Source organism: Micromonospora sp. NPDC005237 (assembly GCF_040607775.1).
Lineage (GTDB): Bacteria > Actinomycetota > Actinomycetes > Mycobacteriales > Micromonosporaceae > Micromonospora.
In genome coordinates this window covers 147,794-159,795 of record NZ_JBEXHJ010000006.1, presented here as the reverse complement: position 1 = coordinate 159,795, position 12,002 = coordinate 147,794, and the positions used below count along the sequence as shown (strand labels likewise).

The window sequence follows — 12,002 nt, the reverse complement described above, 5'->3', positions numbered from 1 at the left end:
GACTCCGCCCCGGCCCGGACCTGTCGGTACTGCCGTCAGCGCTGGGTCCAGCGTTGGTTGGCGGCCCCGGTGCAGGACCAGAGGAGCACCGTGGTGCCGTTGGCGGTCCCGTTGTTGTTGACGTCGAGGCACAGGCCGGACTGCGCCCCGCTGATCGTGCCGTTCGCGTTGAGGGTCCACCGCTGGTTGGCCCCGCCGTTGCAGTCCCAGATCTGGACCTTGCTGCCCGCCGTGGCGTTGGTGGGCGCGTCCAGGCACTTGCCGAGCGACTGGAGGGTCTGCCCGTTGGCCGTCCAGCGCTGGTTGGCGGCCCCGTTGCAGTCCCAGATCACCGGCTGGGTGCCATTGGTGGTGTTGCTCTGCGGGATGTCCAGGCAGCGGCCCGAGGCGACGCTGGCCAGCGCGAAGGAGGTGGTCGACGGCGGGGGCGTCGACGGCGGCGGCGTCGTCGGCGGCGGGGTGCTGGTGCCGCCGCCGCTGACCCGGTACACCACAGTGCCGTGCGCCGGGACGCTGGCGGAGATGCTGCCCGTGCTGGTGGTGGTGGCGTTGCTCCAGGCGTCCACCAGGGTGAAGGAGCTGCCGGACTTGCCGACGGCGGCGGCCGTGGTGGAGATCGTCGTCGTCGAGCCGCCCTGGTTGAACAGGGCGACGGCGACGTCACCGTTGGCCAGCCGCTTGGCGAGCACGCGGCGGGTGCCGTCGAACGAGACCTGGCTGGCCTGCAACCCGAGGGAGTCCTGGTTGATGGCGATCAGGTTGCCGTTCTTGAGGATGGTCTGCGTCGCCGAGTTCATGCTGCGCACGTCGTTGCCGGCGATCAGCGGCGACGCCATGACGGCCCACATCGCGAAGTGGCTGCGCATCTCGGTGTCGTTCATGCCGCCCCGGCCGACCTCCATCATGTCCGGGTCGGTGAACGCACCCGGTCGCGCGTACGGCGCCAGGGGGACGTTGACGTTGATGATGTTCTGGATGCCCATCGGGTAGCCGTTGGTCTGCCCGGTGTCCCACGCGTTGGTGATGTCCTCGGTGGTCCGCCAGATGTTCGCCACGTCGCCCCAGTTGCGCTGCGGACCGGTCTTGGCGTGGATGCTGTTGGGGTTGATGCTGTAGACGATCGGCCGGCCGGTCGCGGCCAGCGCGTCACGCATCTTCGCGAACGTGGTGACCTGATCGTTGATGCTGCCGTTGGGGGAGCACCAGTCGTACTTGAGGTAGTCGACGCCCCAGGCGGCGAACTGCCGGGCGTCCTGCGCCTCGTGGCCCTGACTGCCGGTCGCGCCCGGGTAGCTGTTGAAGTACTGGGCGCAGGTCTTGTCGACCGGCACCTGGTAGAGGCCGAACTTCAGCCCTCGGGCGTGCAGGTAGTCGCCGAGCGCCTTCATCCCGCTGGGGAAGCGGGTCGGGTCGCCCTGCAGGTTGCCGGAGCTGTCGCGGTTCGGGTTGAACCAGCAGTCGTCGACCACGACGTACTGGTAGCCCAGATCGCGCATGCCGTTGCTGACCATCGCATCGGCCGTCTGCCGGATCAGCCCCTCGTTGATGTTGCAACCGAACGAGTTCCAGCTGTTCCACCCCATCGGGGGTGTCCGGGCGACGCCGTTCTCCAGTGCCTGGGCCACCGGGGCGCGCAGGCCCACGAGGACGGCGGCCAGGAGCAGCCCGGCCGCCGCTGCCCGCCCCCAGTGCCGGGCTCGGACGATTCGCTTCATGCGGGAGCATCCTTTCGTGATGCCGTCCTTCAGGGACAGCCGCCCGGATGAGGCGGGCATCATGAATGTCTACGCGCCCACTGTTAGCGTTAACAGCAGACGCCGGCCATATTACGGAGCCGTTTCGTCGAATTCAACTACTTCCATGTTTCGACGTGCCGCCCGTCGACGTCCAGGCGTCGACGCGACAGTGTCGCGGTCGCCGAGCGGGACCGCTAGAACTGCGCGAAGAACCGCCACACCTCGCCCTTGGTCCAGGTCGTGATGCCGCTCTCGGCGTACGTGCCGTCCACCGGCCCCGGCATGTGGCCGTTGTCGAACGCCGCCCACTGCACCGGATATCCGGCCCGGCACCCGGAGTAGGCGGTGGTGATGTGCGTACGGCTGCCCGAGGCCGGCTCCCGCGGGCTCTGCGCGGCGCAGCCGTTGGTGCGGACGAACGTGTCCCGCAACGACCGCCCCGAGGAGATGGGAAGCACCGAGTCGGTGATGCCGTGCAGACCGAAGTACGCGATGGGCTGGGTGCCGCCGCTGCACCCGCTGAGCTGGGCGCCGCTGAACACCGCCACCGCCCGGAACACGTTCGCCCGCGCACACGCCAGCGCGTAGCTCATGCCACCGCCGTAGCTGAAACCGAGCGCGAAACGCTGCGCCGTGTTGACGCAGAGGTCGCCCTCGATCAACCGGATCATGTCGTCGACGAAGGTGATGTCCTCGCCGCCGGAGTTGGCCCAGCCGTTGCCGAGGCCCTGCGGCGCGACGAGGATCGCGGTGTTGTTCGACTGCTCCTGCTGCCCGTAGTAGGACCACGGCGTCCCACTCGTGCCGCCCGAGTTGACCTCGGCCGCGGTGCCGCCCCGCCAGTGGAACGCGAAGATCAACCGATAGCGGGTGCTGCTGGAGTAGGTGGCGGGAAGCCGCAGGATGAAGCTGCGGCTCTTGCCGTTGCTCTGGATCGTGTGGGTGCCGTTGGCCAGCGTGGGGCTCTTGCCGCATCCTCCACCGGTCCCGGTGTCACCCGACACCCTGGCCAGCTGCCACTGCTGGTTGGCGCCGTTGAGGTCGGCGTACTGAACGACGTTGGCGCCATCGGCGGTCGAGGCGCCCTGGACCTCCACGGCCTTGCCGCTCTGCCGACCGATCAACCGGACGTTTCCGGCGTCGGAGTCGGCCAGCCGGAACTGTTGGTTGGCCGCGTTGTTGTCGGTCCACTGCACGATCGCCGCCCCGTCGGCGGTCGACGCGCCGCTGACGTCGAGGACCTTGCCGGAGAGGCGCGACTTCAACCGGTAGAAGCCGCCGCCGGAATCCACGAACTGCCACTGCTGGTTGCTGCCGTTGTTGCGCGTCCACTGGGTGATCCGCGCGCCGTCGTTGGTGGCCTGGCCGTACACGTCCATCGCCTTGCCGCTGGTGCGGTTGACCAGGACGTACCAGGCGTTGGTGTCCACCGTCGCCGCCGCCGCGGGCGCCGCGTTCACCCCGACGAGGGCGCCGGCGGCGAGCAGGGTCGCCGCCACCGCGGCCAGCCCCGACCGCCAGCGACGCTTCGGTGGAGCGGCGGGATGAAGCGCACCGTTGGTTTCCATGAATTCACTCCCATGCTGGGGTACGCCCGCGGGGGCGGGCGATACCTGTTTTGGGTTAGCGTTAACACTTCTGCTGGTCGATGACCGGCAGCAAATGGCGGGCCCCGATCTGCCGGCGGCCTGCTGCCGGGGCGCCCCGGCCGGGGTGCGGCCGGCCGGGGCGAACCAGATGTCAGCTACGCAGCTGCCACTGCTGGTTGGTGCCGCCGTTGCACGCCCAGAGGATGAGCTTCGTGCCGTTCGCCGTCCCGGCGCCGTTGGCGTCCAGGCACAGACCCGACTGCGCGCCGGTGATCGTGCCGTTGGCGTTGACGTTCCACTGCTGGTTGGCCTGGCCGTTGCAGTCCCAGATCACCACGGCGGTGCCGTTGGTGGTGCCCTGACCCGAAGCGTCCAGGCACTTGGTGCCGTACACCATGAGCTGCCGGCTCGCGGTGTGGGTCCACCGCTGGTTGGCGGCGCCGCTGATGCAGTCCCAGAGCTGGGCCTGTGTCCCGTTGGTGGTGCTGGAGTTGCCGATCTCGGCGCAGCGACCCGACTGGACGCCGACGAGCTGCACGTTCTGCGGGTTGGTGCTGCCGCCGCTCTGCACGCCGGCAGCGTTGATCACCGTCTGCGCGCCGGACGGCCAACTGCCGTTCGAGACCGTGACGTTGCCGTTGACGACGTTGCCGCGGTCGCCGTTGGTCACGTTCGTGCTGCCGTTGGTCGACCAGTTGTTGGTGACCGTGAAGTTGCCCATGTTCTCGGCGTAGTAGTAGTTGGCGGTGGCCCAGGTGCCGGTGGAGGAGAACACGTTGTTGCGGGCGGTGTAGTAGCGCGAGCCCTCGTCGAAGTAGAGCCCGAACCAGCCGTTGGTCCGCAGGCAGTAGTTCTCGTTGATGGTCCCGCCCTGGTTCGCCGACAGCGTGTAGATGCAGCCGCCGTCGGTCATCTGCTGCATCACGTCGTGGATGTAGTTGCCGATGACCTGGTTGTTGGCGGCGGTGGTCGCCGTGGAGTAGCGGGGCTGGTAGTTGTAGAGACCCCGGTTGGCGTAGTGGTTGCTGCCGCCGGCGTCGTTGGCGCCCCAGCCGTACCCGACCGAGAGGCCGGTGTACGGCATGTTGTAGACCTCGTTGTGCGAGACCAGCGCGGTGTTCACGTAGGTGGTCAGGATCGAGACCACGCCGCGGTACTCCAGGCCGAGGTCGTGCACCCGGTTGTTGCTGATGGTGATGTTCCGGTTGACCATCCGCTGGTCGCTGGGGTGGTGGGCGTCGGCGCGCACGCCGCCGACCACGATGCCGCCGGCCGAGTTGCGGGCGATCTCGGAACGGGTGACAGTGATGTTGCTGGCGCCCAGGCCGACGCCGCTGGCGTGGGCGTTGGCGTCGTTGCCGATACCGATGGCCGTCTGCCCCAGGTTGACGAACTGGGAGTCGCTGAAGGCGATGGTGTTGGCCGCCGAGACCTGCACGGCGGCCGGCATCTGGGCCCAGCTCGGGCGGGTGGCCTCGAACAGCGGGCAACCCTCCTGGCAGGAGGTCAACGCGTCGGACGGGCGGGCCCAGGTGCCGACGATGTGCGCCCCGGTCTGCTGGTCGGCGAAACCGTTGCTGCTGCTCGGGCCGAGCCAGCTGGTGCCGGTGAAGGTGATCCCGCTGAACGAGATGTGGTGCGCGGGCGCGTCGTAGGTGCCGCCGACGTTGACCAGGGACTGCAGCTGCGGCAGCTCCACGCTGACGGAGCTCATGCTCTGCCCGGCCAGCGGGATGTAGTTGAGCTGGCCGCTGCCGGGGTTGAGATACCACTCGCCCGGCGAGTCGAGGAACTCGTACGCGTTGGCCAGGTAGAACGGGCCGGCCCGGTGCGGGCGGGACAGGGTGTCGAAGCCGAACGTGTTGTTGTTCCAGGCCGGCTGCTGCATGGTCAGGAAGTTGCCGCTGATGCTCTGCACCGGCGAGTACCGGTCGGTGAACGAGCCGACGCTCTCCACCTCGACCCGGTTCTGGTTGCCGAGGTTGTTGAGGTAGTTCAGCGCGCTGTTGCTGAACCGCATGCCCGACGTGGTGAAGGTGAAGTCGGCGCGATTCACGGCCGTCCGCGCCCGGGTGGCGACGGCGCCGTTGACGTAGAGCTGGCGGCTGTCGAGCCCGGCGGGGACGCTGGCCCGCCAGATGTTCTTTCCGGAGTCGACGAGCGACCACCCGGTGACCGCCCGCGCGCCGCTGATCGTCGGGCGGGCCGAGGCCGCCGCCCGCCAGATCACCTGGTAGCCGTTGGTGCCGGAGTCGGCGGCGGTCAGCCGCATCGGCGAGGTGAGCCGGTACACGCCGTCGGCCAGTTCCACGACGATGTCGCCGGACATGGAGCTGTTGAGCGTCCGTACCGCTGCCTGCGCGCCGGCCAGCGAACACGGCTGGCTGGCGGAGCAGGTGCTGCCGCTGCCGGACGGGGACGCGTAGAGGGTGGTGGTCGCCGCGGAGGCCGGTGTGGCCGAGGCGGTCACGGCGACCAGAGCGGTCAGTGCCGCCGTGGCGGCGCCGGCGAAGAGCCTGCGCGCCACGGAGATGGATGAGAGGGACACGGGACGGTCTCCTGTGGTGGTGGGGGTGGGGGACGCCTCGACGAGGCGGGTTCGGAGGGTGGCGGGTGGTGGTTAGCGCTAACAACGTGGGCGTGCCGACGCCAGGTCAGGCGACGACCTTCCGTAGGTGGTGCAGGCCGTCGACGGCGAGGCGGTCCTGGGAGGGGGCCAGGGGCCGCCAGATCGACGCCGCGGTGGCGATTGTCGCGTTGTCTGCCGTGAACGACTCGATGCAGACCGCGCCCCGGTAACCGGTGCCCCGCAGGACGGAGAAGAAGCGGGGCCAGTCGAAGTGATCCGCGCCGGGCGCGCCCCGGTCGGTGCCGCTGACCTGGACGTGCTTGATGTGCGGACCGGCCAGCGCGAGGGCGGCGTAGGGGTCGGCCTCCTCGATGTTCATGTGATACGTGTCGATCATGATGCCGACGCTCGGGGGCAGGCCGTCGATCAGCTCGATCGTCTGCTCGACGGTGTTGACCACGCTCGTCTCGTAGCGGTTCAGCGCCTCGACGCCGATGCTCACGCCGCACTCGCCGGCCCGGTCGGCCACCGGCGCGAGAGCCCGCCGGAAGTCGGCGTAGCAGTCCGCCCGGGCCGCCGCCGACATCCGCCAGGTGCGTCCGACCGCCGCGTACACCGGGCCGCCGACGCAGGGCGCGCCGACCGCCGCCGCGCTCGCCACACACCCCATGAGGTACGCGACGGTCGACTCGACGACGGCCGGCGTGGCATCCACCAGGTCCCGCCCGGGCGGGGTCACCGCGCAGACCCCGGCCGCGACGAGGCCGTGCGCGGCCAGCAGGTCCCGCGTGCGGACCGGATCCCAGTCGCCGGGCTGCTCGATCGGCAGTTCGACCGCGTCGAACCCGAAGGAGGCGATCCGCGGGATCAGCCGGGCGAGGGCCTCGTCGTCGACCGGCGAGGCCCACACCCAGGGGTTGACGCCGATGGCGTACACCGCGAACCTACTTCCAGCGCTGGGGGTAGCCCGGCAGGTCGCGGCAGCCGCACATCGCGTAGTGCAGCGGCGGCATGCTCGCGTCGAGGTACTGGTCCAGGTTGTCCTGGGTGATCGTGGGCTGCGGCAGCTTCCACGGGTTGGAGACCTGGGTTCCGTCGAGAATGCTCAGCGCGGCGATGATCGGCGTCCGCCACTGGTACGTCGGGTAGGTCGGCGCGATGGCGGTGAGCTTCTTGTCCTTCCACAGCTTCAGGAAGTCGAGCTGGTCCTCGCCGTTCATCGGCGGTACGGGCTTGCCAGCGTCCTGGAACGCCTCGACCGCCGCCACGGCTACCGCTCCGGCGTCCATCCAGACCCCGTCGATCGTGCCGTACCGCTGGATGTAGTCGTTCACGATCTTCTTGGTCTTGGCGGGGTCGCCGTCGGTGAACTCCACGCCGACGACGTCGACCTTCGCCTTGTCCAGCGCGATCTTCGCGGCGGACCAGCGGGTCTCCAGCACGTCGACGCCGGGCAGGATGCGCAGGGCCAGCAGCTTGCCGCCGGGCTTCATCTTCTGGCTGACGAACTCCGCGCCCACGTGGCCGAAGCCGTAGCCGCCCACCGGGTTGATGAAGGTCACCGGGCAGGTGGTGTTGACCCCCCGGTCGAAGACGACCACCGGAAGGCCCGCCTGGCAGGCGGCCTCGACGGCCGGGGTGAGGGTGGCGGTGGTGTTCGGCGAGACGATGAGGGCGTCGCACTTCTTGCCGAGCAGGTCGTTGATGTCGGCGATCTGCTTCTGGTCCTTGCCCTCGGCGTCGATGTGCACGAACTCGCTGATCCGGCTCCGCTGCGCCTCGACCTCGGCCTGCATGGTCTTGAAGCCGACCTGCCGCCAGGGGTTGTTCAGCGCCGCGTTGGAGAAGCAGATCTTGTGCTTGCCAGGCTTCTTGAACTTCGCGGTGTCCACCATCTTCGGGTTGAGCACCTGCTCCCACGGCTTGTCGGCCGGGCCCGTCGGGGCGGCGTCGAGCAGGGCCAGCTCATTGTCGTAGTCGGCCTGCACGAAGAACTTGGACTGCTCCCCGGTCCCCGACCCGGCCGCCGCGGAGGCGGTGCCCGAGGGTGACGCCGTCGGCTCGTCGGTGGCGCATCCCGCGAGCACCAGGACACTCGCCGCGGCCAGAGCGGTCATGGTTCGTCTCATCGAATCACCTTTATCTGGAGGAGGAGGAACGCAGGGACGAGACCGCCACGGCGAGCAGGATGATCACGCCCTGGACGGTCGATCTGAGGGCACCGGAGACGCCGGTGAAGTTCATCAGCGCGAAGAGCGTCTCGAGGGTCAGGGCACCGAGCATCGCCCCGACGACCGAGCCGCGGCCGCCGCCGAGGGCGACCCCACCCAGCACGACCGCGGTGATCGCGCCGAACTCCAGCCCGACGCCGGCCTGGAACGACACACCGCTGTACCCGCCCAGGAGGATCGCCGCGACCGCCGCCGCGAGGCCGCTGAGCATGAACGCGATCGTCTTGGTGCGCGCGACCCGTACGCCGCTCAGCTCGGCGGTGCGCGGATTGTCGCCGACGGCGACCAGCGTGCGACCGAAGTCGGAGCGCGTCAGCACGACGGCGATCGCGGCGACGACCACCAGGACGAGCAGCGCGTACGGGATCCGGCCCAGCAGCGGCACGTCCTCGATGGCCCGTCGGCCGAAGCGGCGGAACTCCTCGGAGAGCCCGCCCTTCGGAGCGCCGTCGGACCACAGGTACACGGCGCCGACCAGGATCAGGAACATGCCGAGGGTGGTGATGAAGGACGGCACCCGCAGCACCGTCGTGACCAGACCGTTGACCAGCCCGACGAGCGCGCCGCCGACGAGCAGCAGCACGACCACCGGCCACGTGCGCGACGGATCGCTGTCGATGAGCCGGGCGGCGACGACGACCTGCGCCGTGACCAGGGAGCCAACGGAGAGGTCGAACTCACCGCAGACGATCACGAAGTACTGACCGGCGGCGAGCAGGATGATAGGCGCGGAGCGCCCGAGGAACGACATCAGCGACGACGGCGCGAGGAAGTCGGGCTGGACGAACGCGACGAGGATCAGCAGAACCGCCAGGAGCGCGACGATCGGCGCGATCCCGTCGGTGCGGATCCGCAGTGGCAGCGGACGACGTTCGGCGACCCGCATGGTCAGGACCCCGCCTTTCGCATGGCCCGTCGGGCGTAGACGGCGACCGCGGCGATGATGATCACGCCACGGATCACCTGCTTGAAGAACGCGTCGACCTCGAGCTGGTTGAACACCGCGTCGATGCTGGCGAGCAGCAGCACGCCGCCGACCGTGCCGAGCACTCCCCCGCGCCCGCCCGCGAGGGCGGTGCCGCCGAGGACCACCGCGGCGATCGACTCCAGGTCGTAGAGCCCCTCGGTGCCCACCCGTGGGGCGCCGGAGCCGAGTCGGCTGGCCAGGTAGACGCCGGCCAGGCCGGCGCAGAGGGAGCACAGCACGTGGGCGGTGATGAGGACCCGGTCGTTGCGGACGCCGGAGAGCCGGGCGACCTCCGGATCGCCGCCGACGGCGATGAGGTGGTGGCCGAAGCGGGTACGCGCCAGCGCGAACCACGCCACCGCGGTCACGGCGAGCAGCAGCAGGAAGGACACCGGGACCGGCCCGATCCGCTGGTACCCGAGAGTCCGCACGAGAGCCGGGGCGCTCTCGCCGGCCGGGCCGTCATAGCCGTTGTCGAGATAGCCCTTGAGCAGCAACCCGACGCCGAGGGTCGCGATGAACGCGTTGATCCGCAGCTTGGTGACGAGTACACCGTTGAGCAGCCCGACGGCGGCGCTGACCGCGAGCGCCAGCCCGATCGCCGGAAGCAACGCGCCGTCGCTGCCGTTCATCGCCTCGGCCGCCACGAGGGTGCTCAGGCTGATCACGAACGCCACCGAGAGGTCGAGCGAACCGCCGAGGATGACCAGGGTCTGCCCGACGGCGACGAGCCCGAGGCCGGCCGCGACGTGCAGCAGACTCACCGTCGTCGACTGGTTGAAGAGCTGGCCGCCGTCGAGCATGACGACCAGCCAGCCGATGACCAGGGTGAGGGCCAGGGCCACGAACACGCCCGGCACGGCACGTCGAGCCGGACGAAGCGACAGGGCGGTCACAGAGCGATCTCCATTCGCGACTGCGGGGCTCGCAAAGCCGGCTCACTCCTCGCGCTCATCGGGCCGTCTCCATTCGCGACTGCGGGGCTCGCACACCCGGCTCACTCCTCGCGCTCACGCGGCGGCCTCCCGGACGGCGCCGACCGCGAGGGCGACGACGTCCTCCTCGGTCGCGCCGGCGGGCAGCTCGCCCGCGATCCGGCCGTCCCGCAGGACGACGATCCGGTCGCTCATACCGAGCAGCTCCGGTAACTCCGACGAGATCATCAGAACGGCAGCGCCGTCAGTCGCGAGGCGGCGGACGAGATCATGGATGGCCGACTTTGCGCCCACGTCGATGCCCCGGGTCGGCTCGTCGAAGAGCAGGATCCGTGGTGTCAGCGCGAGCCATCGGGCCAGGACGACCTTCTGCTGGTTGCCGCCGGAGAGGAAGCGGATCTCCTGGTCGTCGCCGGCGGCGCGGACCTCCACGGCGTCGAGCAGCTCACGCACCCGTGCGGTGCGGGCGGCGCGACCGGACCTCGCGGCGAACACGGCCCGGCTGGCGAGCAGCGCGTTGTCCAGCACCGACTGCCGGGCCACGATGCCCTCACCCTTGCGGTCCTCGGTGACGTACGCGATGCCCGCCCGCATCGCGGCACGCGGCGAGCGCAGCCGCACCGGCTCGCCGTCGAGCTCGACGTCGCCGGTCGTGAACGGGGCCACCCCGAAGAGCGCACGGGCCAGCGCCGATCGTCCGGAACCCTGCAGACCGCCGACGCCGAGCACCTCGCCGGCGCGCAACTCGAGGTCCACCCCCCGCAGCTTCCGGTTGCCCCCGCCGCGGACGGTGAGTCGCACCGGCCCGCGGTCGCCGGGGTCGGCCCGCGGCGGGTAGTAGCTGGACAGCTCGCGGCCGACCATGTGTCGCACCAGCTCGTCCGTGTTGGTCCGCTCGGTGTCCACGGTGGTCACCCGGCGGCCGTCCTTGAGGACCGTGATCCGGCTGGACAGGTCGAAGACCTCGGTGAGCCGGTGCGAGACGTACAGCAGGCCGATGCCGCGTTCCTGGAGCCGGCGGACCAGCCCGTAGAGCAGCTCGACCTCCTGGTCTGCCAACGCCGCGGTCGGCTCGTCCATGATGAGCAGCCGCGCGTCCAGGGCGAGCGCCTTGGCGATCTCGACGACCTGTTGCTGGGCGACGCCGAGCCGCCCCACCCGGGAGTCGGCTGGCAGCGCGGTCTCCCCGATCGAGGCGAGCAGGCGCCGGGTGCGGTCGAGCATCTCGCGGCGGTCGACCAGCCCGCGCCGGACCGGCTCGTGGCCCAGATAGACGTTCTCCGCGACGGTGCGCTCGGGCAGGAGGTTGAACTCCTGGTGGATGATGCCGACGCCGGCCCGCTGCGCGTCGCGGGGGCCGTGGAACGCGCGCGGCTCGCCGGCGAACTCCACGGTGCCCTCGTCCGGGGCGTACGCACCCGAAATGATCTTCATGAGCGTCGACTTTCCGGCGCCGTTCTCACCGACGACCGCATGCACCTCGCCCGGCGCCACGTCGAGGTCGACACCGTCGAGGACGCGCACGCCGAGGAAGGACTTGCCGATGCCCCGCAGGGCCAGCAGCGGTGCCGGTGGTGGGTCTGACATCCCGATAGCCCTTACAGATAGTAGTCATCGACGAGGTCGGCACAGCGGCCGGTAGGCCGTTCGATGCGCTGAGCGACGCACTTTCGCAGGCTGCTGCAGAACTTGCGTTTTTATGGTGCAAACATTTCCTTGACATCGAGGAAACATCACACGTATGAAGATAGATGTTTGGATGCGGGTCCGCAATCCTCGATCTGCGGCGACTGCCAGGCCCGGCACTCGATCGGCTCGACTGCCGGCTCAGGCGGCTCAGACCCGACCACTCCTACTCGGAGGTAACATCAGACGCTCGACGTTACATTGACACCTATCAGTGGATAGCCCATCCTGACCTCGCAGACCAGGGACGCACACACAGCCCACGTCACGCTGTGTGACGTCCTGCGGG

8 protein-coding genes are annotated in these 12,002 nt (G+C 69.6%); all 8 read right to left on the bottom strand.

Features of this window, described 5'->3' with window-relative positions; translation table 11 throughout:
• Positions 1 to 35 precede the first annotated feature (35 nt).
• Complete coding sequence (locus ABZT87_RS17925) at positions 36 to 1,715, bottom strand: ricin-type beta-trefoil lectin domain protein (protein WP_354857234.1); 1,680 nt, start codon at positions 1,713 to 1,715, stop codon at positions 36 to 38.
• A gap of 215 nt (positions 1,716 to 1,930) precedes the next feature.
• Positions 1,931 to 3,304: an RICIN domain-containing protein gene (locus ABZT87_RS17920; RefSeq protein WP_355136694.1), complete on the bottom strand. Its 1,374-nt coding sequence runs from the start codon at positions 3,302 to 3,304 to the stop codon at positions 1,931 to 1,933.
• A 172-nt stretch (positions 3,305 to 3,476) separates the two neighbouring features.
• Positions 3,477 to 5,873 carry an RICIN domain-containing protein gene (locus ABZT87_RS17915; RefSeq protein WP_355136692.1) on the bottom strand — a complete coding sequence of 799 codons (2,397 nt, stop codon included), beginning with the start codon at positions 5,871 to 5,873 and terminating at the stop codon, positions 3,477 to 3,479.
• A gap of 106 nt (positions 5,874 to 5,979) precedes the next feature.
• Positions 5,980 to 6,831, bottom strand: a complete 852-nt coding sequence (locus tag ABZT87_RS17910) for a sugar phosphate isomerase/epimerase family protein (protein ID WP_355136690.1) — start codon at positions 6,829 to 6,831, stop codon at positions 5,980 to 5,982.
• 7 nt (positions 6,832 to 6,838) lie between these two features.
• Complete coding sequence (locus ABZT87_RS17905) at positions 6,839 to 8,023, bottom strand: substrate-binding domain-containing protein (RefSeq protein ID WP_355136688.1); 1,185 nt, start codon at positions 8,021 to 8,023, stop codon at positions 6,839 to 6,841.
• Between the two features lie 10 nt (positions 8,024 to 8,033).
• A complete protein-coding gene (locus tag ABZT87_RS17900; RefSeq protein ID WP_355136686.1) occupies positions 8,034 to 9,011 on the bottom strand; it encodes an ABC transporter permease in 978 nt (325 codons plus the stop codon).
• A 2-nt stretch (positions 9,012 to 9,013) separates the two neighbouring features.
• On the bottom strand, positions 9,014 to 9,988 hold the full coding sequence (locus ABZT87_RS17895) for an ABC transporter permease (RefSeq protein ID WP_355067479.1): 975 nt from the start codon (positions 9,986 to 9,988) through the stop codon (positions 9,014 to 9,016).
• 114 nt (positions 9,989 to 10,102) lie between these two features.
• Complete coding sequence (locus ABZT87_RS17890) at positions 10,103 to 11,614, bottom strand: sugar ABC transporter ATP-binding protein (protein ID WP_355136684.1); 1,512 nt, start codon at positions 11,612 to 11,614, stop codon at positions 10,103 to 10,105.
• Positions 11,615 to 12,002 lie beyond the last annotated feature (388 nt).